We start from the raw sequence: 20,743 nt of genomic DNA on the forward strand, positions 1-20,743 counted from the left end.
CCACTCTGGCCCGAAGGCCCGAACGAGGCGAGGCACATGACCCCCACACCCTCCCGACGCACCCTCCTCCAGGGCCTGGCCGCCGGTACGGCCGTGGTCGCGTTCGACCCCCTCACCCGCAGCTGGGCCGCGACGGCCGACAGCGCCTTCGCCCAGGTCCCGCCCCTGGACGGCACCCTCCTCACCGACCCCGCGTCCCTCGCGGCGGCGGCCGACGACTACGGCCACATCGTGCACCGCACCCCGGCCGCCGTCCTGCGCCCCGGCTCGGTCGACGACGTCGTCGCGATGATCCGCTTCTGCAACACCCACACCATCGACGTCGCCCCGCGCGGCCAGGGCCACGGCACCTTCGGCCAGGCCCAGGTGCCGGACGGCGTGATCATCGAGACGACCCCGCTCAACCACATCGGCACCCCCGAGAACGGCACGGTCACCGTCGGCGCGGGCGCCCTGTGGATCGACGTCCTGCGGGCCATGCTCCGGCACGGCCTGACCCCGCCCGTGTTCACCGACTACATCGAACTCTCCGTCGGCGGCACCCTCTCGGTCGGCGGCATCGGCGGCCAGACCCACCGGCACGGCGCCCAGGTCGACAACGTTCTCGCCCTCGACGTCGTGACCGGCGCGGGCGAACTCGTGCACTGCTCCCCGGCCCGCCGCGCCGACCTCTTCCACGCCGTCCTCGCGGGCCTCGGCCAGTGCGCGGTCATCGTCTCCGCGACCCTGCGCCTGGTCCCGGCCCCCACCGCCGCGACCGTCCGCCACTACCTCCTCCCCTACACCGACCTCGACACCTTCCTCGCCGACCAGCGCACCCTCACCCGCGAGCGCCGCTTCGACTACGTCGAGGGCCAGGTCACCGCCGACAAGAACGGTGCCTTCACGGCGTACGTCCTGGAGGCGGTCTCCTACGACGCCGAGGTCCCCGAGTCGACGCTGCTCGCGGGGTTGTCGTACGACGCGGCGGGCGTGCAGCGGACCACGCCGACGTACTTCGACTTCGTCAACCGGGTCGGGCCGGTGGCCGAGGAGCTGAAGAAGTCCGGGGTGTGGGCGTACGCGCACCCCTGGCTGAACCTGCTGATCCCCGGGGACCGGACCGCCGAGGTGACCCGGGAGATCCTCGCCGGGGTCACCGCCGCCGACGTCGGCGCCGGGCTGATCCTGCTCTACCCCCTCGACCGGGCCCGCCTGCGCACCCCGCTGCTGCCGATGCCGGACGACCCGGTTCCGTACCTGTTCGCGATCCTCGCGGCGACCCCGCCCGCCGACACGGCCACCGTCGACCGGCTCCTCGCCGCCAACCGCGCCGCGTACGACACGACCGCGGCGGCCGGCGGGACGCAGTACCCGGTGGGGTCCATCCCGTTTCGGCCGCGGGACTGGCGGACGCACTTCGGCGCGGCCTGGCCGCAGCTCGCGGCGGCGAAACGCACCTACGACCCCAAGGGCGTCCTGGTGCCGGGGCAGGGCATCTTCGGCTGAAACGCGGTGACATGAGTCGAACCGATCGGGGTAGGAGCGCGGCTGATTCGCGGTCTTGCCCTGGCCGGTTCGCCCCGCTTACTTTTTGCCCTCCTGACGCCTGTACAGGGGGTTCACCATGGCCGTACGCGGCCGGCACCGCCGATACCAGCCGACCCGGATCAACCGCGCCTCACTCACCGTCACCGCAGGTGGCGCCGGTATGGCGCTGCCCCTCATAGGCGCCGGCACCGCGCACGCCGCCGATGTCCACACCTGGAACAAGGTCGCGGCCTGCGAGTCCACGAACAACTGGAGCATCAACACCGGCAACGGCTACTACGGCGGCCTCCAGTTCACCCAGTCCACCTGGGAGGCGTACGGCGGGCTGCGGTACGCGGGGCGCGCGGATCTGGCCACCAAGGACCAGCAGATCGCGGTGGCCGAGAAGGTCCTCGACGGGCAGGGGCCCGGCGCGTGGCCGGTGTGCTCGGTGCGGGCGGGGCTCACGCGGGGCGGGGACGCGCCCGACATCGAGCCGGTCGTCCAGAAGAAGGCGGCCCCCGAGAAGACGGCCCGGCAGAAGGCCGCCAAGAAGCCGAAGGCGCCCGACGTCCGCGCCCAGGCGACCCCGCAGTCCCGTGCCGGGCGCACCGAGATGTACACCGTCGTGCGCGGCGACACGCTCTCCGGGATCGCCGACGAGCGCGACGTCCGGGGCGGGTGGCGGGGGCTGTACGCCGCGAACCGCACGACCATCGGCGGCGACCCCGACCTGATCATGCCGGGGCAGCGGCTGAGCCTGGACGGGAAGAAGGCGCCGCAGGCGAAGGCTCCGGCCAAGCCGCAGGGCAAGCCGCAGGGCAAGACACAGAGCAAGCCGCAGGCGAAGGCCAAGCCCAAGGCGGCCAAGCCGAAGACGGTGTCGAGCGAGCAGGGCGGCTCCCTCGTCGCCCCCGTCAACGCCGACACCGGCACGCGCTACCACGCCACCGGGTCCTCCTGGTCGAAGGGCTACCACACCGGCGTCGACTTCCCCGTGCCCACCGGGACCTCCGTGAAGGCGGTCGGCTCGGGCGAGGTCGTCACCGCCGGGTGGGGCGGCTCCTTCGGCTACCAGGTCGTCATCCGGCACGCCGACGGCCGCTACACCCAGTACGCCCACCTCTCGGCGATCTCCGTCAGGGACGGGCAGTCGGTCGCCGCGGGCCAGCGCATCGGCCGGTCGGGGTCCACCGGGAACAGCACGGGACCGCACCTGCACTTCGAGGTGCGGACCGGGCCCGGCTTCGGGTCGGACGTCGATCCGGTCGCGTATCTGCGGGCCGGGGGCGTCAGGATCTGAGCGCGGCCCGGCTCACCCGCCCACGGAGGCCGGCCGCGTCAGGATCTGACCTTGGCGCGGTGCCGGTCGCCGCTGCGCACGGCCAGTGACAGGCCGTCGTAGGAGAGCCGGTACGTCCCGTCCGCGAGGTGGGCGGGACCGCCGGCCGACACCCATACCGGGGTGCCCTCCGGCACCGGGGCGGGGCCCGGCTTCGGCAGGTCGTCCGGCTGGGCCGTGGGACCCGGCTCCGGCAGCTTCTCGCGGGCCGGCGCCGACTGCTCGGGGAGCGCCGGCAACGGGGCGTCGCCGGGCTCCCGCCCGCCGGTGGTGTCCTCCTGCGCCGTCTCCTGCGCGTGCTCGCGGGCCAGCCGCTCCGTCGTCAGCAGGATCAGGCCGCCCGCCGCGACGACGCCGCAGCCGAGCGCCAGGGCGGTGCCCGTGGCGCCGTAGCGGAACGTCTCGCCGAACATCGTGATGCCGACGGCCGCCGCGACCACCGGGTTGACGACGGTCAGCGTGGACAGCGGGGCCGCGAGGCCCGCGCCCCGGTAGGACGCCTGGGACAGCAGCATCCCGGCGGTGGCGAGGGCGCCGATCAGGGCCAGGGTGGGCAGGTCACCGGCGGTGACGCCGCCCGCCCAGTCGACGGCGACCGTCTTCGTGAACACCGAGGACATGCCGAACGCGATGCCGGACGCGGTCGCCAGCAGCATCGCGCGGACCGCCGGATGCCGGTGCACCGCGCGCGCGGCGACCATCAGCGCGGCCACCGCACCCGCCGTGGCCGTCGCGACCGCGATCCGCTCGGGCGTCGTCAAAGACTGCGAGTCGGAGGCGCCGACCAGGGCCAGCAGGCCCGCGAGGCCGACCGTCGCCATCAGGGCGCCGCGCCAGGCCGTCGCCCCCGCGCGCTGCTTCACGAACAGGGCCGCCATCGGCAGCGCGAACACGATCGTCAGCGCGCCCAGCGGCTGCACGAGGCTCAGCGGGCCGTACGCCAGCGCCACCACGTGCAGTACCCCGCCCAGGCCGTTCAGCGCGACCGCGCCCCACCACGCCGGGCGGCGCAGCGGAGCGTACTGCCCGGTGGAGGCGCTCGGGGAGGAGAGCGCCACCTGCTCCTGCACGATCGCGCCCGCGGCGTACGCCACGGCAGAGATCAGCGACAGGACCACGGACAACGCGAGGGCGCTCATGAGCTGCTCCTCTGCGTGAGGCGGGGGCACCAGGCCCGGCGCGGCGAACGGTCGGCTTCCATGACAACCACGATGCCCTGTCGATCTGTTCCTGTCGTCGTACCTGAGCACTCATTGCGTCGTACTCCCGATGGAGTACGAAAGGACCACGGACCACACCCAGGGTGGTGGCGCGTACAGCGTGCGGCCGAGTCTCCCTCTCCGACCGTTCTTGGTACTACTGCTTTTCGTGGACCACGAACCCGGCCTCGACCCCGCCCTCGCCGCGCTGCGCCCGCTCGGCGGCTTCTTCGTCCTGCGCACCCTCCTAGCCGGGACAGGAGAGCCGCCGGGCCCGCTGCCGACCCTGGCCGACGCGTACGCGCACCAGTCGTCGGACGTTTACGGACATCCGCTGATTTTCCGTGTCCGCAAGGTCGCCGAGAGTGTCCGCGCCCCCGAGGACCGGGTCGCCGCCTCCCTCGCGCACCAGTCCCTGGCCTCCCGCCTCTGGTCGGTCGCCCTGGGCTGCGCGGCCCTCTACGGCCGCCTCCCCGACCTCGACCCCGCCCTCCTGCGCTGGAACCCCGACGCGTCCGCCCCCGACGACCTGTGGCTCACCGAGGTCCGCCCCCGCCCGGTCGCCGACCTCGCCGCCCTCGTCCTCGACGCCCACCTCGAACCGCTGGCCGCCGCCCTGCGCACCCACCACCGCATCGCCCCCGGCCTCCTGCGCGGCAACGCCGCCTCCGCCCTCGCCGGAAGCGCCCGCCAGCTGACCTCGTGGGCCCGGCAGCACGGCCGCACCGACGTCGCCGCCGGCACGCGCGCGCTGACCGCCGAACTCTTCGCCCACCCGCTCCTCGCCGGCACCGGAACCTTCACCGGACCCCGGTTCCGGCGGGCCAGCTGCTGCCTGTACTACCGGGTGCCCGGAGGGGGCCTGTGCGGCGACTGTTGTCTCGACGCTCTTCCCCGCGCGCCCCGTCTGGGTGACCATGAGGGAACTGGCCGCTGAGAAGGGGGCTTAGGTTGCGAGTGGGCCTGCTGACCCGCGAGTACCCGCCGGACGTGTACGGCGGCGCGGGCGTCCATGTGGAGTTCCTGGCACGGGAGTTGAAACCGCTCGTCGACCTCGACGTGCACTGCTGGGGCGAGGGCCGCGCCGACGGCGTCCTGCGCCACCGCCCCTGGTCCGCGCTGGACGGCGCGAACGACGCGCTGCGCACGTTCTCCGTCGACCTCGCCATGGCCGCGGGGCTCGAAGGACGCCAGCTCGTCCACTCCCACACCTGGTACGCGAACCTCGCGGGCCACTTCGCGAAGCTCCTGCACGGCGTGCCGCACGTGATGACCGCGCACTCCCTGGAACCCCTGCGCCCCTGGAAGGCCGAGCAACTCGGCGGCGGATACGCCCTGTCGAGCTGGGCCGAACGCACCGCCATCGAGGCCGCCGACGCCGTGATCGCCGTCTCCGGCGCCATGCGCGAGGACATCCTCGCCTGCTACCCGGCGCTCGACCCGGCCCGGGTGCGCGTCGTCCACAACGGCATCGACACCGAGCTGTACCGCCCCGACCACGGCACCGACGCCCTCGTCCGCGCCGGACTCGACCCCGACCGGCCCTACGTCCTGTTCGTCGGCCGCATCACCCGCCAGAAGGGCGTCCCCCATCTCCTGCGCGCCGTACGGGACATCGACCCGCGCGCCCAGGTCGTGCTGTGCGCGGGCGCCCCCGACACCCCCGAGATCGACCGCGAATTCCGGGAGCTGTACGAGGAGTTGAGCCGAGTCCGGGACGGCGTGCACTGGATCCCGAAGATGCTGCCGCGCCCCGAGGTCATCCAACTCCTCACGCACGCGGCCCTGTTCGTGTGCCCGTCGGTCTACGAGCCGCTGGGCATCGTCAACCTGGAGGCGATGGCGTGCGGGACGCCGGTCGTCGCCTCGCGGGTCGGCGGGATCCCGGAAGTCGTCGACGACGGGCGTACCGGTCTGCTCGTCGAACTCGGCGGCTCGGACGGCGAGTTCGAGTCCGGGCTCGCCCGCGCGATCGACTCCGTGCTCGCCGATCCGGACGCGGCGCGCGCGATGGGGGAGGCCGGACGGGCCCGCGCGGTCGGGGAGTTCGGGTGGGACGCGGTGGCCCGGCGCACTGTCGCGCTCTACGCGGAGATCCTCGAACAGGGTTGAGCCGCCTCGCCGTTGGGCAATCAAGGGGAACCATAGGGTGAGGAGCGGCCATGCGTCGTGGTGGACCTTCGGTGCTCGGGATCGTCCTGGCGGGCGGTGAGGGCAAACGGCTGATGCCCCTGACCGCCGACCGGGCGAAACCCGCGGTCACCTTCGGCGGGACGTACCGACTGGTGGACTTCGTCCTGTCGAACCTCGTCAACGCGGACATCCTGCGCATCTGCGTGCTCACGCAGTACAAGTCGCACTCGCTGGACCGGCACATCACGACGACCTGGCGGATGTCGAGCCTGCTCGGCAACTACGTCACGCCGGTGCCCGCGCAGCAGCGGCTCGGGCCGCGCTGGTACCTCGGCAGCGCGGACGCGCTCCTCCAGTCGCTCAACCTCGTCCACGACGAACGGCCCGAGTACGTCGCGGTGTTCGGCGCGGACCACGTCTACCGGATGGACCCCCGGCAGATGCTCGCGCAGCACATGGAGTCCGGCGCGGGCGTCACCGTCGCGGGCATCCGCGTGCCGCGTACCGAGTCCTCGTCCTTCGGGGTGATCACCCCCGGCAGCGACGGGCAGGTCGTCGAACGGTTCCTGGAGAAGCCGCTCGACCCGCCGGGTCTCGCGGACGACCCCGACACCGTGTTCGCCTCCATGGGCAACTACATCTTCACCACCAAGACCCTCATCGAGGCGCTCCAGCGCGACGCCGAGGACGAGAACTCCGTGCACGACATGGGGGGTTCGATCCTGCCGCAGCTCACCGCGCGCGGGGAGGCGTACCTGTACGACTTCAGCCAGAACCACGTGCCCGGCGAGACCAGCCGCGACCGGGGGTACTGGCGGGACGTCGGGACGCTCGACGCGTACTACGACGCGCACATGGACCTCATCGCCGAGCGGCCCGCGTTCAACCTCTTCAACCGGAACTGGCCCATCTACACGCACTCGGGCCAGCTCTCCCCGGCGCGCTTCAACGCGGGCGGCATGGCCAGCGAGTCGATCATCAGCGCCGGGTGCCTGATACGGGGGCAGGTCACGCGGTCCGTGCTGTCGCCGGGGGTCGTGGTCGATCCCGGGGCGGTGGTGCAGGGGGCGGTGCTGCACGACAACGTCCGGATCGGGCGGGGTGCCGTCGTGCGGGGGGCCGTGCTGGACAAGAACGTGGAGGTTCCGCCGGGGGCGACGATCGGGGTGAACCCGGAGCGGGACGGGGAGCTGTACACGGTGTCGAAGGGCGGGGTGATCGCGCTGGGGAAGGGGCAGATCGTGAGCTGAGGGGCGGGGTGCGGCGGGAGTGACGGCTGGAGCGGCGACAGCGGCGACTTAATCCGTTGTTAACTGAGCGTAGCTTGATCGTACTTGACCGTAATCGGTCGAACGGGTTTGACTGCTGCTCCACCCGTCGCCGACGCGAGGCAAGCCCTTGACTGCCGACCTGCTCGCACCCCTCGACCTGGCGTTCTGGAACCTGGAGACCGCCGAGCACCCCATGCACCTCGGCGCCCTCGGCGTCTTCTCCGCGCACTCGCCCACCGCCGGCGCCCACGCCGCCGACCTCCTCGCGGCCCGCGCCGCCGGAGTCCCCGGCCTGCGCATGCGCATCCGCGACACCTGGCACCCCCTCGCCTTCGGCGCCGCCGTCCGCGAACCCGCCCCCGGCTTCGACCCCCTCCACCACGTCCTCCTCCACGCCCCCACCCCCGACTTCCAGGCCGAGGCCGGCCGCCTCATGCAACGCCCCCTCGACCGCACCCGCCCCCCATGGGAGGCCCACGTCCTCCCCGGCGAGAACGGCGTGACCTTCGCGGTCCTCTTCAAGTTCCACCACGCCCTGGCGGACGGCCTGCGCGCCCTGACCCTGGCGGCGGCGGTCCTGGACCCGATGGAGGGACCGGAGCCCCGCGGACGCCGGCGGCACGAGGACGAGGAGGAGCCGACCGGTGTACACCGCCTGGCGGGGCTGGCGCGAGCGGCACTGCCGGGGCCGGTGTACGGGGTGGTGAAGGGGGCGGCAGGGCTTTCGTCGTCGGCGGGCGCCGCACTGCCCGGCCCGGTGCGCGGCGTGTTCAGCCGTGCGGCGGGCCTGCCCGTGCTCGCGGCGGGCGTGGTGCGCGATGCGCTGGGCGGTACGGCAGAGCCGTCCACCCCGCAGGCCGACGGCCCCTGCGGGCCGGTCCGGCACGGCGCCGCGCTGCCGGGCGCCCTGCCCGGCGCAGCCCGGAACGCCGCCGCCCCCCTCTCCGGCGCGGCCCGCCGGACCGCTCCCCTCCTCGACGCCGCCGCCGAGCCGATCGCCGACGCCCTTGCTGGGGCCGCCGCGCTCCCCGGCCGCATCCAGGACGCCCTCTCCGGCGCCGGGCGCGCGCTCGACATCGGGGCCTCCGTGGCCGTCTCCGGGCTCGCGGTGCGCTCCACTCCGGCGCTCGTCTCCGAGCCCTCCGGCACGCGGCGTACCGCCGGGGTCGTGATCGACGTCGACGACGTGCACCGGGTGCGCAAAGCCGTCGGGGGGACCGTCAACGACGTACTGATCGGTGTCGTCGCGGGGGCGCTGCGGCGGTGGCTCGACGAGCGCGGGGACGGGAGTTCGGGGGTGGTGCCCCGGGCGCTGGTGCCGGTCTCGCAGCGCCGTCCCCGTACCGCGCAGCCGCGGGGGAACCGGCTCTCCGGGTACCTCGTGCGGCTCCCCGTCGACCAGGCGGAGCCGCTCGCGCGGCTGGCCGCCGTACGGGCCGCCATGGACCGGAACAAGGATGCCGGGCCCCGCCGGGGGGCGGGGGCCGTCGCGCTGCTCGCCGATCATGTGCCCGCGCTCGGGCACCGGCTCGGCGGGCCGCTCGCCGGGCAGGCCGCGCGGCTGTGGTTCGACGTGCTCGTGACCAGTGTGCCGCTGCCCGGGGTGGGGCTCAGGCTCGGCGGGCATCCCGTCGTCGAGGTGTATCCGTACGCGCCCCTCGCGCGCGGACAGGCGCTCGCCGTCGCCCTGTCCAGCTATCGCGGGCGCGTGCATGTGGGGCTCGTCGCGGACGCCGCGGCCGTACCCGATCTCGACCGGCTCGCCGCCGCCGTGAGCGCCGAGGTGGAGACGCTGGTCACGGCGACCGCCGCGGGTTTGGAGGACGGGCGTGGCGCTCCGTAAAATCATCCGTTCGAAAGCGGACGCGACCGGCGCGCCGCACGGCGAGTCGAGGAACACAGCGCGATGACGGTGACAGAGGACGGCGAGGTCGCGTACGGCCCCGGGATCGACCCCGAGCGGCTGGCCGTCTGCCTGAGCGTGCTGGACGAGCTGGACAAGCTCGACGTCGACCACCCCGACGCGATCGCCGTGCGCCGCGCCACCGCCGGCATCTACCGCACGGTCAAGCAGCGCCGCAGGCAGGAGCGCCGCGCCGCGAAGACCGCGCACGACAAGTCGGTCACCGAGGCCACCGCGACCGGCTCCGCGCAGCGCATCGACGACGAGACGGAGGGCATCCTGCCGTCCTCGGTCACCGAGGCCGGGAAGATCGCCGGCGTCCTCCAGCGCCCCCGCTCCTGCTACACCTGCAAGACCCGGTACGTCGAGGTCGACTACTTCTACCACCAGCTCTGTCCGCAGTGCGCGGCCGTCAACCGCGCCAAGCGCGACGTCCGCGCCGACCTCACCGGCAAGCGCGCCCTGCTGACCGGCGGCCGGGCCAAGATCGGCATGTACATCGCGCTGCGGCTGCTGCGCGACGGCGCGCACACCACGATCACCACCCGCTTCCCCAAGGACGCCATCCGCCGCTTCACCGCGATGGACGACTCCGCCGACTGGATCCACCGCCTCGAAGTCGTCGGCATCGACCTGCGCGACCCCGCCCAGGTCGTCGCGCTCGGCGAGCGGATGACCGAGGCCGGGCCCCTCGACATCCTCATCAACAACGCGACCCAGACGGTACGGCGCCTGCCGTCCGCGTACGCCGCCCTCGTGGACGGCGAGTCCGCGCCGCTGCCCGCCGGGGAACTGCCCGCGCACCACGTCATCGGCGCGTTCGGGTCCGGCGCGGTCGACGGGATCGCCGCGCTGCCCCTCGGGTCGTCCGGGATCGACGCGCAGAAGGTCGCCGACCTCGCCCTCGTCGCCGGGAACGCGAGCGTGGAGCGGCACCTCGACGGGACCGCCATCGACGCGGGCGGGCTCGTCCCCGACGTCGTCGACACCAACACGTGGGTCCAGTCCATCGAGCAGATCTCGCCCGTCGAACTCCTCGAAACCCAGCTCTGCAACTACACCGCGCCGTTCATCCTCATCAGCAAGCTGCGGCCCAGCATGGCCGAGGCCGCGCGCAAGGCGGCCAGCAAGCGGGCGTACGTCGTCAACGTCTCCGCCATGGAAGGCGTGTTCGGCCGCGGCTACAAGGGCGCCGGGCACCCCAACACCAACGCCGCCAAGGCCGCGATGAACATGGTCACCCGGACCAGCGCCGAGGAGATGTTCCAGACCGACGGCATCCTCATGACCTCCGTCGACACCGGCTGGATCACCGACGAGCGGCCCCACTACGACAAACTCCGCCTCGCCGAGGCCGGGTTCCACGCACCGCTCGACCTCGTCGACGGGGCGGCGCGGGTGTACGACCCCGTCGTGCGCGGTGAGGCGGGCGAGGACGTGTACGGGGTGTTCCTCAAGGACTACGCGCCCGGGAAGTGGTAGCGGCAGGGCACGGACCGGCGTTTTCAGGTCAGGCTCGAATGTCGTGGCGTGGAGGCGGGGAGCGGGGGACAGTAGGGATGGCGCACCACAGCGCCACTCTGCTCAGCGTCACCCTCCTCAGCGCCACCCTCCTCGTGTCACGACGACAGGACAGGACCGGGTCATGGGACGTTCGGAACTCTCCGCCGCACTCTCCGCCTCCGCCGGGGCCTTACGGCCGGGCCGCCGCAGCGTGCTGCTGGGCGCGCTCGGCGCCGCCGCCGCGGGTGTACTGGCTGCTCGACCGGCGTACGCCGCCGCGCCGGGCTACACCCTGCTGACCCGCGCCGACTGGGGCGCCGACGAATCACTCCGGTTCGCCGCCGACGGCACCGAGAAGTGGCCGCCGGAGTACTACCCCCTCCAGACGGTCAGCGTTCACCACACCGCCGACGGCAGCACCGACCCCGACCCGGGCGCCCGCGTCCGCGCCATCTACCGCAACGACACCATCGGCAAGGACTTCGGCGACATCGGCTACCACTACCTGATCGACGCCGACGGCCGCGTCTACGAAGGCCGTTGGTCCGGCACCGACGGCACCCCCGCCCACGACGCCACGGGCCGCCTGGTGACCGCGGCCCACATAGCCGGCTACAACTCGGGCAACGCGGGCATCGCCCTCCTCGGCACCCTGACCTCCACCCCGGCGTCCCCCGCGGCCCGGACGGCCCTCATCCACCTGCTCGCGGACCTGTCCGCCCGCCACACCCTCGCCCCCCTCGCCACCGTCCTCTACCGCAACCCGGTCAGCGCAGTCACCCGCACCGTCCCCGTCATCAGCGGCCACAAGGACTGGGCCGCGACCCTCTGCCCCGGCACGCTCCACACGGACCTCCCGGCCATCCGCCGCGAGGTCGACGCCTTGCTCTGAGAGGCGCCCGCCGCAGGGGCTCACGCCGTCAGTGTGACTCCCGGCTTACCTCGCTGCCGCTCGATCCCACCAGGAAGTCGAGGTCCGCGCCGGTGTCGGCCTGGAGGACGTGGTCGATGTAGAGGCGTTCCCAGCCTCGGTGGGGGTTCGCGAAAGCCGCTGTGGTTGTTGGGGTGGGTTCTCGGAGGGAGAGTTCGGGTTCGGGGACGTCGAGGGTGATGCGGCGGGCCGGGACGTCGAGGTCGATGATGTCTCCGGTGCGGACCAGGGAGAGGGGGCCGCCTGCTGCTGCCTCGGGGGCTACGTGGAGGACGACCGTGCCGTACGCGGTGCCGCTCATGCGGCCGTCGCAGATGCGGACCATGTCGCGGACGCCTTCGGCCAGGAGTTTCTTGGGGAGGGGCATGTTCGCCACCTCCGGCATGCCGGGGTAGCCCTTCGGGCCGCAGCCGCGCAGGACGAGGACCGAGTCGGCGTCCACGTCGAGGCCGGGGTCGTCGATGCGGGCGTGGAAGTCCTCGACGGAGTCGAAGACGACGGCCCGGCCCCGGTGTTGGAGGAGGTGGGGGGAGGCTGCCGCCGGTTTCAGCAGGGCGCCGTTCGGGGCGAGGTTGCCGCGCAGGACCGCTATGCCGCCCTCGGTGACGAGGGGTTCGGCGCGGGGGCGGATGACCTCGGCGTCCCAGACCGCCGCGTCGGAGAGGTGGGAGACCAGGGGGGTGCCGGTGACGGTCAGGGCTGCCGGGTCGAGGAGGTCCTGGACCTCGCGGAGGACGGCGAGGAGGCCGCCGGCCCGGTGGAAGTCCTCCATCAAGTACCGCCCGGCGGGCTGGAGATCGACCAGGACGGGGACGCGGGAGCCGATGCGGTCGAAGTCGTCGAGGGTCAGGTCGATGCCCAGCCGCCCGGCGATGGCGAGGAGATGGACGACCGCGTTGGTGGAGCCGCCGATCGCCGCGAGGGCGACGATCGCGTTGTGGAAGCTCGCCTTCGTCAGGAAGGTCCCGGGACGCCGGTCGGCGGCGACCATCTCCACCGCCAACTTCCCGGTGCCGTGGGCGGCTTGGAGGAGACGGCTGTCCGGCGCCGGGGTGCCCGCGACACCGGGTACGACGGTCCCGAGCGCCTCGGCGACCAGCGCCATCGTGGACGCCGTACCCATCGTGTTGCAGTGCCCCTTGCTGCGGATCATCGCCGACTCGGAGCGGGTGAAGTCGGCTTGGGAGAGGGTGCCGGCGCGGACCTCCTCGGAGAGTTTCCACACGCCGGTGCCGCAGCCCAGCAGGGCGCCCTGGAACGTGCCGTTGAGCATCGGGCCGCCGGGGACGACGACCGCGGGGAGGTCGACGGAGGCCGCCGCCATGAGGAGCGAGGGGATCGTCTTGTCGCAGCCGCCCAGCAGGACGACGCCGTCGACGGGGTTGGCCCGCAGCATCTCCTCGGTGGCCATCGCGGCCATGTTCCGCCACAGCATCGCCGTCGGACGCACCTGCGTCTCGCCGAGCGACACGACGGGCAGGTCGAGCGGGATGCCCCCGGCCGCGTAGACGCCGTTGCGGACGGACGCGGCGACCTCGTCGAGGTGCGCGTTGCACGGCGTGAGATCGGACGCCGTGTTGGCGATGGCGATCTGCGGGCGGCCGGTGAACGCGTCGTCGGGGACTCCCCGGCGCATCCACGCCCGGTGGATGTACGCGTTGCGGTCCTGGCCCTCGTACCACTGAGCGCTGCGGAGCGTCACCATGAAGCGCCTTCCAATAACCGACACGCGGGTCTAATCTTTGGAACGCCATGGAGCATACGCAGACGTACGACGGACCGACAGACCCCGGAGCCGACCGGCTCGTGGGCTCGGACCGGGTGCTCGCGGTCCTCAAGGAGCTCGCCCGCCACCCCGGCGGCGTCGGTCTGGACGAGCTGACGCGGGTGATCGGCAGCCCGAAACCGACCGTGCACCGCGCCCTGAGCGCCCTGCGCCGCGCGGGCCTCGCCGACCAGGACGCCCCCGGCCGGTACGTCCTGGGCGACGAGTTCCTGCGCATGGCGTTCGCGCACCACGAGGCCCGCCCCGACCACGTCCGCATCCGCCCGGTCCTCGAAGCCCTCGCGCACCGCTTCGGCGAGACCGCGCACTACGCCGTCCTCGACGGCCACGAGGTCGTCTACCGCGCCAAGGTCGACCCCCCGTCCGGCGCGGTCCGCCTCACCTCCACCATCGGCGGACGCAACCCCGCCCACACCACGGCCGTCGGAAAACTGCTGCTGGCAAGGGAGTTGACGACCCTCGCGGACGTCGAGGCGTGGATCGGCGACCGCACCCTGGAACGCCGCACCCCCAGGAGCCGCTGCACGGCCGAGGAGCTGTACGCCGAACTGGCCGCGACCCGGCGGCGCGGCTACGGCCTCGACGACCAGGAGAACGAGACCGGCATCCACTGCCTCGCCCTGCCCGTGTACCTGACCTCGCCGTCCACCCCCTCGGGCGCGGTCAGCGTCAGCGCGCTCGCCTACCGCTCGCCGCTGGCGGCGATGACCGACGCCCTCGACGACATCCGTGCCCTGCTGCCGAGCTGACCTCTCAGGAGACGAACCCCCATGCACCTCATGCGAATCGGCGCCCCCGGCGCGGAGAAGCCCGTCGCCCGCGTCGACGACGACACGTACGTCGAACTCGCCGACGTCGTCACCGACTTCGGCGAGGGCTTCTTCGGCGGCGGCGGAATCGACCGTATCCGCCCCGTAGTTGCCGAACGTGTCGCGGCCGGCCGGGTCTCCCGCTTCGCCGGGGAACGGATCGGCGCCCCCATCGCCCGCCCGCACCAGATCCTGTGCATCGGCCTCAACTACCGTGACCACGCGGCCGAGTCGGGCATGGCCGTCCCCGATGAGCCGATCCTCTTCACCAAGTCCCCGAACACGCTGATCGGCCCGAACGACGACGTCCGCATCCCGCGCGGCTCCACCAAGACCGACTGGGAGGTGGAACTCGGCATCGTCATCGGCAAGCGCACCAGCTACCTCGACTCGGTCGACGAGGCCCGCGACGCGATCGCCGGGTACGTCGTCGTCAACGACGTCAGCGAGCGCGCCTTCCAGCTGGAGCGCGGCGGCCAGTGGGCCAAGGGCAAGTCCGCCGAGACCTTCAACCCGGCCGGACCCTGGCTCGCCACCGCCGACGAGATCGACGACGTCCTCGCCCTCGACATGTGGCTCGACGTCAACGGGCAGCGCCGCCAGACCGGCAACACCAAGACGATGATCTTCGACCCGTACGTCATCGTGCACTACCTCAGCCAGTTCCTCACCCTGGAGCCCGGCGACCTCATCAACACCGGCACCCCGCCCGGCGTCGGCATGGGCCTCACCCCGCCCGTCTACCTGAACCCCGGCGACACGGTGGAGCTCGGCATCACCGGCCTCGGTACCCAGCGCCAGCACGTCATCGCGCCCCGCTGATGCGCGCGTTCGTCCTCACCGCCCCGGGCGCGTACGAGGTCGCCGACCTCCCCGCGCCCGAGGCGGCGCCCGGCGAGGTCGTCGTGGACGTCGAACGCGCCGGGGTCTGCGGCACCGACGTCGAGTTCTACACCGGCCACATGACCTACCTCCACCAGGGCCACGCCGCCTACCCACTGCGCCCCGGCCACGAGTGGTGCGGACGCGTGACGCAGGCCGGCCCCGGCGTCGACCGCGCCTGGCTCGGCCGCCGTGTCATGGGCGACACCATGCTCGGCTGCGGAGACTGCCGCCGCTGCCGGCGCGGCCACCAGCACGTGTGCGACCTGCGCCAGGAAGTCGGCGTACGGGGCGGGAGGGCGGGCGCCCTCGCGGAACGACTTGCCGTGCCAGCAAGCTCCTTGCACGCCCTGCCGGACGAAGTCGACGCCGAACTCGGCGCGTTGGTGGAACCCGGCGGCAACGCGCTGCGGGCCGCCCGCGCGACCGGCGCCGGACCCGACGACCGGGTCCTGGTCCTCGGCCCCGGCACGATCGGCCTCCTCACGGCCCTGTTCCTGCGGGCCCAGGGCGCGGAGGTCCACCTCCTGGGCGTGACCCCCGAATCCCTCGCCTTCTCCCGCGCCCTCGGCTTCACCCACGTGTGGCAGTCCGTCCCGGACCTGCCGTACGACGCCGTCGTGGACGCCTCGACGGCCACCGAACTCCCGGCGCGGGCCCTGGAGTCGGTGGAACCGTCCGGCAGGCTGGTCTACATCGGGCTGGCCCGCGAACCCAGCCTGATCGACACGCGGACCCTCGTCCTCAAGGACGTCACGGTGACCGGGATCCTGTCCGCGTCACCGGGACTCGACCCGGCGATCCGGGCCTACGCGCAGGGAGTCGTCGACCCGAGGCCGCTCGTCGCCGCGACCGTGGGCCTCGATCAGGTCGGTGCCGTCCTCGGGGGCAAGCGCCCTGTGGAGGGCGGCCCCGGGCCCAAGGTGCTGGTGGACCCGGCGAGTTGAGCGGAATCATTTCTACAGTGCTGTAGATTTTACCTCGGGTTTGCCGGGATGGGCCCGGTGCCGGCGACGAGAGAGCGAGGTGGCCCATGTCCGTCGACATGACGAAGGGTCAGCGGATCAGCCTGAACAAGTCGGACGGCGGTGCGCTGACATCCGTCCGGATGGGGCTCGGCTGGCAGGCCGCCCAGCGCAAGGGGTTCCTGGCGAAGCTCGCCGGGCCCAGGGAGATCGACCTCGACGCGTCCGCGCTGCTCTTCGCCGAGGGGCAGCTCGCGGACGTCGTCTTCTTCCAGCACCTCGTCAGCGACGACGGCTCCGTACGGCACCTCGGGGACAACCTCACCGGGGGGAGCGGGGCCGGCGGGGACGACGAGGTCGTGCTCGTGGACCTCGGGCGCGTGCCGGGGCGCGTCGACCAGATCGTGTTCACCGTCAACTCGTTCACCGGGCAGACCTTCGCGGAGGTCGAGAACGCGTTCTGCCGCGTCGTCGACGAGGTCACCGGGAAGGAGCTGGCGCGGTACACGCTCAGCGGGGGCGGCGCCTACACCGCGCAGATCATGGCCAAGCTGCGGCGGACCGGCGGGGGCTGGCAGGTCGAGGCGATCGGGGAGCCGGCCACGGGGCGGACGTTCCAGGACCTGCTGCCGGCGGTCTCCGCGCACCTGTGAGACGTACGCGGCCCCGCGAGCCCGCCGGAAGCCGGGCTCGCGGGGCCGGGGTCCGTCCCCTGTCGCGGGGTCAGTCCCGGGAGTTGCCGAACAGCAGGCGGTAGCCGACGAGCAGGACCAGCGAGCCGGCGATCGCCGCGCCCCACGTGTAGAGGTCGAAGAAGTCCTTCACGACCGGGCGGTCCAGGAACTTCGCGGAGAGCCAGCCGCCGATGAAGGCGCCCGCGATCCCGATCAGGGTGGTGCCGATCAGGCCGCCCGGGTCGCGGCCGGGCAGCAGGATCTTGGCGATCGCTCCGGCGAACAGGCCCAGAATGACCCAGCTGATGATGCCCACATCGACCTCCGTAGGGGGCGGCGAGCGCGCACGCCGCCGGCGTTCAAGGTTTGCTTACTTGCGCAATCCTATGAATAACGCGGGCGGCCTGACCAGGGCTTCCCGCCCTCTGGTGCCGCCCCGTCGAGGTTCTGTCACAAGATCAGGACAAAGCGCTCACCCCCGGTGCGTACGCCGGAACTCCCCCGGCGTCACCCCCGCCTGCCGCGCGAAGAACTTGCCGAAGTTCGTCGCCTCCGAGAAGCCCAGCCGCCGCGCCACCACCGACACCGGCTCGTCCGTGTGCGCCAGCAGCCGCCGCGCCTCCAGGGCCACCCGCCCGTCGATGACCTGCTTCACCGGCACCCCGGTCGCCGCGAGACATGCCCGGGTCAGTGTCTTGACGGTGCAGCCGAGCCGCCGCGCGTAGTCCTCGGCCCGCCGCGTGTCCGCGTACGACTCCTCCAGCTCGGCCCGCAGCCGCGCGTACACCTCGCCCCCGGCGGCCTCCTCGCCGCCGTCCCCCGGCAGCCGGTCCACGTGCAGCAGCAGGGCGGCGAGCAGGAGCCGGAGGATCTCAGGCGACACCTGGTCCGGCCGCGTGAACTCGGCCCGCAACCGGTCCAGCAGGGCCGAGACGGCCGTGTACTCCCGCCCCGTGCCGAGCTGACGGCACACCGGCCCGCGCCACGCGTCCACCAGCCGCTCCACCCCCGCGACGGCCGACGGGAACCGGGCCGTGAACATCAGGTGCACGCCCTCCAGCGCGCCGCCCGACCCGAAGCGCCGCACCTGACCCGGCCGCACCCACAGCAGCGTCCCCGGCCGGCAGGCGTACGTCACGAAGTCCACCGCGTGCTCCCCGGCCCCCGCCGTGACCAGCGTGACCGTGTGGAAGCCGGTCCGGTGCACCCGCTCCAGGGCGCCGCCGGCCCGCCGCCGTACCGCGCCCAGCTCGACGATCTCGAAGCCGGCGACCGGCGTGAGCGGCGGGGTGAACCCGAACCCGGGGATCGCTTCCACTGTCCTGCCCTGTTCCTGTCCGATTCCGACCATCCGGCCATGGGAGGCGTCAGCGTATCCCGCACCGCACCGCCCCGGCCCTCGCACGACCACGGATGTCCTACCTGAGGAGGAGCCGGGCCGTCCCGTCTGGTGCCGTCGCAGCAGACCGGACTGCCAGCAGGGGCACGATGCCCGAAGGGGGTGCCAAGGGCGAACCTGTCCAGGTCCCGCACTATGACCTGGAGATGACCCTTCCCGTGGCTACCTTTCTCTACCGCATGGGCCGCACGGCCTTCCGACGACGCTGGCTGGTGGTGCTGCTCTGGGTCGCCCTGCTCGGCGGTCTCGGCGCGGGAGCCGTGAGCGCGCCCGCCGCCGAGGACAACGGCGGCTCGTTCATGCCCGGCATCGAGGCGCAGAAGGCGTTCGACCTGATCGGCCAGCGCTTCCCGGGCCGCGACTCCAACGGCGCGAACGCCCGCATCGTGTTCGTCGCGCCGAAGGGCGAGAAGGTCACCGAGGGCGGCAACAAGGCCGCCATCGACAAGCTCGTCGAGGAGGCCGGCGACGTCTCCAAGGTCGAGCAGGCCGTCGGCCCCTTCGCGGCCGGGGCCGTCAGCAAGGACGCGACGACCGCGTACGCGCAGGTCACCTACAAGGTGAAGTCCGGCGACCTCACCGACGCCGACAAGTCCGCCCTGGAGAAGGTCATCGACCGGGCCCGGGACTCCGGCCTGACCGTCGAGGTCGGCGGCAACGCGCTCGGCTCCCAGCCCGCCGCCGGGGGTTCCTCGGAGATGATCGGCGTCGCGCTCGCCGCCGTCGTCCTGCTCATCACCTTCGGCTCCCTCGCGGCGGCCGGACTGCCGCTGCTCACCGCGATGGTCGGGGTCGGCGTGAGCATGGCCGCGATCATGGCGGGCGGCTCCCTCTTCGGGCTCACCGCGACCACCGGCACCCTCGCCACGATGCTCGGCCTCGCCGTCGGCATCGACTACGCCCTGTTCGTGGTCTCCCGCTACCGCGAGGAGCGCGCCGCCGGCCGCCTGCCCTCCGAGGCCGCCGGGATCGCCGTCGGTACGGCCGGCAGCGCCGTCGTCTTCGCCGGTCTGACCGTCGTCATCGCGCTCGCCGGGCTCTCCGTCGTCGGCGTGCCGATGCTCACCAAGATGGGGCTGTGCGCGGCCGGGGCGGTCGTCGTCGGCGTGCTGGTCGCCCTCACCCTCGTACCGGCCCTGCTCGGCATGTGGCCGAACGCGACGCTGTCCCGCAAGGTCCGCCGGAACCAGGCACGGCAGAGCGCCACGGAGAACGGCGGTTCGCGGTGGGCGCGGTTCGTGCTGCGGCGGCCGGTGCCCGTGCTGCTGGCCTGCGTCGCCGGGCTCGGTGTGATCGCGCTGCCCGCCGCGCACCTCGAACTCGGCATGCCGGGCGACGAGGCGAAGCCGACCTCCACGACCGAGCGGCGTGCCTACGACGACCTCGCCCAGGGGTTCGGGCCCGGGTTCAACGGGCCGCTGACCGTCGTCGTCGACGCGAAGGGCGCGCGCGACGCGAAGGGGGCCGCCGCCGAGATCGCCGCGAGGATCAAGGACACGAAGGGCGTCGTCTCCGTCTCCGAGCCGCGCTTCAACCAGGCCGGTGACACCGCCCTGTTCTCCGCCGTGCCGTCCACCGGGCCCAACGACGAATCCACCAAGGACCTCGTCCAGCACATCCGGGGCGAGCGCGCGCAGGTCGAGCGGGAGACCGGGGCGACCTTCGAGGTCACCGGCACCACGGCCATGAACATCGACGTCGCCCAGGCCCTCCAGGACGCGCTCGTGCCCTACCTCACGGTCATCGTCGGGCTCGCGCTGGTCCTGCTGCTGCTCGTGTTCCGCTCGCTGCTCGTGCCCCTCAAGGCCGCGTTCGGGTTCCTGCTGTCCGTGCTCGCCTCGCTCGGCGCGGTCGTCGCCGTCTTCCAGTGGGGCTGGGGCGCCTCCCTCATCGGCGTCGAGCAGACCGGGCCCATCATGAGCCTCATGCCGATCTTCCTCGTCGGCATCGTCTTCGGCCTCGCCATGGACTACGAGGTGTTCCTCGTCGCCCGGATGCGCGAGGCGTACACCCACGGCGAGTCCGCGCCGAACGCCGTCGTCAGCGGCTTCCGGCACAGCGCGCGCGTCGTGGTCGCCGCCGCCGTCATCATGATCGCCGTCTTCTCCGGGTTCGTCGGGGCGGGCGAATCGATGATCAAGACGATCGGCTTCGGCCTCGCGATCGCCGTCCTCTTCGACGCGTTCGTGGTCCGCATGGCGCTGGTACCCGCGGTGCTGGCACTGGTGGGCGACAAGGCGTGGTGGCTGCCCGCCTGGCTGGCGCGCGTCCTGCCCCGCGTGGACGTCGAGGGCACGGGGCTGCGGGCCGGGGAACCGCAGGAGACGCGGGAGCACGAGGCGGTACGCGTCTGAGGCGCCGATCCCCGCGAGGCCCGGCCCCGGAATCCGTACGGGTCCGGGGCTCGGGTCCTGGAATCCGTACGGTGTCGAGCCCC

17 protein-coding genes are annotated in these 20,743 nt (G+C 72.9%); 13 read left to right on the top strand and 4 right to left on the bottom strand.

From position 1 onward, the window contains the following. Window positions 1-36 precede the first annotated feature (36 nt). Both PV682_RS12880 and PV682_RS12885 read left to right on the top strand, forming a co-directional pair. Entirely contained in the window at window positions 37-1,488 is a 1,452-nt protein-coding gene (locus tag PV682_RS12880; RefSeq protein ID WP_319728797.1) for an FAD-binding protein, read from the top strand. Between the two features lie 118 nt (window positions 1,489-1,606). After that, window positions 1,607-2,812 (top strand): transglycosylase family protein, encoded by a 1,206-nt coding sequence (locus PV682_RS12885; protein ID WP_319728799.1) that lies wholly within the window; start codon window positions 1,607-1,609, stop codon window positions 2,810-2,812. A 38-nt stretch (window positions 2,813-2,850) separates the two neighbouring features. On the opposite strand, the gene PV682_RS12890 is transcribed toward PV682_RS12885, so the two are convergent. Further along, entirely contained in the window at window positions 2,851-3,990 is a 1,140-nt protein-coding gene (locus PV682_RS12890; protein ID WP_319728801.1) for a DMT family transporter, read from the bottom strand. A 229-nt stretch (window positions 3,991-4,219) separates the two neighbouring features. Here PV682_RS12890 and PV682_RS12895 point away from each other — a divergent pair, with 229 nt between their 5' ends. The 6 genes from PV682_RS12895 to PV682_RS12920 all read left to right on the top strand — a co-directional run bounded on the left by PV682_RS12895 (window position 4,220) and on the right by PV682_RS12920 (window position 11,752). Further along, the gene (locus tag PV682_RS12895; protein WP_319728803.1) at window positions 4,220-4,987 is read left to right on the top strand and encodes a (2Fe-2S)-binding protein; all 768 of its coding nucleotides are present in this window, start codon (window positions 4,220-4,222) and stop codon (window positions 4,985-4,987) included. Between the two features lie 14 nt (window positions 4,988-5,001). Continuing rightward, the gene (gene glgA / locus PV682_RS12900) at window positions 5,002-6,162 is read left to right on the top strand and encodes a glycogen synthase (protein WP_319728805.1); all 1,161 of its coding nucleotides are present in this window, start codon (window positions 5,002-5,004) and stop codon (window positions 6,160-6,162) included. A 50-nt stretch (window positions 6,163-6,212) separates the two neighbouring features. Next, on the top strand, window positions 6,213-7,433 hold the full coding sequence (gene glgC / locus PV682_RS12905; RefSeq protein WP_319728807.1) for a glucose-1-phosphate adenylyltransferase: 1,221 nt from the start codon (window positions 6,213-6,215) through the stop codon (window positions 7,431-7,433). A gap of 148 nt (window positions 7,434-7,581) precedes the next feature. Next, entirely contained in the window at window positions 7,582-9,297 is a 1,716-nt protein-coding gene (locus PV682_RS12910; protein ID WP_319728809.1) for a wax ester/triacylglycerol synthase domain-containing protein, read from the top strand. A gap of 63 nt (window positions 9,298-9,360) precedes the next feature. Beyond that, the gene (locus PV682_RS12915) at window positions 9,361-10,839 is read left to right on the top strand and encodes an SDR family NAD(P)-dependent oxidoreductase (protein ID WP_319728812.1); all 1,479 of its coding nucleotides are present in this window, start codon (window positions 9,361-9,363) and stop codon (window positions 10,837-10,839) included. Between the two features lie 163 nt (window positions 10,840-11,002). Next, window positions 11,003-11,752: a peptidoglycan recognition protein family protein gene (locus PV682_RS12920; RefSeq protein ID WP_319728814.1), complete on the top strand. Its 750-nt coding sequence runs from the start codon at window positions 11,003-11,005 to the stop codon at window positions 11,750-11,752. Window positions 11,753-11,780: 28 nt separating this feature from the next. On the opposite strand, the gene PV682_RS12925 is transcribed toward PV682_RS12920, so the two are convergent. Then, entirely contained in the window at window positions 11,781-13,496 is a 1,716-nt protein-coding gene (locus PV682_RS12925; protein ID WP_319728817.1) for an IlvD/Edd family dehydratase, read from the bottom strand. 47 nt (window positions 13,497-13,543) lie between these two features. Here PV682_RS12925 and PV682_RS12930 point away from each other — a divergent pair, with 47 nt between their 5' ends. From PV682_RS12930 to PV682_RS12945, 4 genes are all read left to right on the top strand, one after another. Next, the gene (locus PV682_RS12930) at window positions 13,544-14,326 is read left to right on the top strand and encodes an IclR family transcriptional regulator (protein ID WP_109364893.1); all 783 of its coding nucleotides are present in this window, start codon (window positions 13,544-13,546) and stop codon (window positions 14,324-14,326) included. A gap of 21 nt (window positions 14,327-14,347) precedes the next feature. Next, a complete protein-coding gene (locus tag PV682_RS12935; RefSeq protein ID WP_319728821.1) occupies window positions 14,348-15,208 on the top strand; it encodes a fumarylacetoacetate hydrolase family protein in 861 nt (286 codons plus the stop codon). Then, a complete protein-coding gene (locus PV682_RS12940; RefSeq protein ID WP_319728823.1) occupies window positions 15,208-16,215 on the top strand; it encodes a zinc-dependent alcohol dehydrogenase in 1,008 nt (335 codons plus the stop codon). The genes PV682_RS12935 and PV682_RS12940 overlap by 1 nt, the downstream gene beginning before the upstream one ends. 86 nt (window positions 16,216-16,301) lie before the next feature. Beyond that, entirely contained in the window at window positions 16,302-16,886 is a 585-nt protein-coding gene (locus tag PV682_RS12945) for a TerD family protein (RefSeq protein WP_319728825.1), read from the top strand. A gap of 70 nt (window positions 16,887-16,956) precedes the next feature. Here PV682_RS12945 and PV682_RS12950 read toward each other — a convergent pair whose 3' ends face one another. Together PV682_RS12950 and PV682_RS12955 are read right to left on the bottom strand one after the other, a co-directional pair. Next, window positions 16,957-17,223, bottom strand: a complete 267-nt coding sequence (locus tag PV682_RS12950; RefSeq protein ID WP_055722471.1) for a GlsB/YeaQ/YmgE family stress response membrane protein — start codon at window positions 17,221-17,223, stop codon at window positions 16,957-16,959. Window positions 17,224-17,379: 156 nt separating this feature from the next. Further along, window positions 17,380-18,258: a helix-turn-helix domain-containing protein gene (locus PV682_RS12955; RefSeq protein ID WP_319728828.1), complete on the bottom strand. Its 879-nt coding sequence runs from the start codon at window positions 18,256-18,258 to the stop codon at window positions 17,380-17,382. Between the two features lie 206 nt (window positions 18,259-18,464). Here PV682_RS12955 and PV682_RS12960 point away from each other — a divergent pair, with 206 nt between their 5' ends. Beyond that, window positions 18,465-20,660, top strand: a complete 2,196-nt coding sequence (locus tag PV682_RS12960; RefSeq protein ID WP_319728831.1) for an MMPL family transporter — start codon at window positions 18,465-18,467, stop codon at window positions 20,658-20,660. The last annotated feature ends 83 nt before the right edge of the window (window positions 20,661-20,743 follow it).

The organism is Streptomyces niveiscabiei, from assembly GCF_033794345.1.
Taxonomy (GTDB): Bacteria; Actinomycetota; Actinomycetes; order Streptomycetales; family Streptomycetaceae; genus Streptomyces; species Streptomyces niveiscabiei.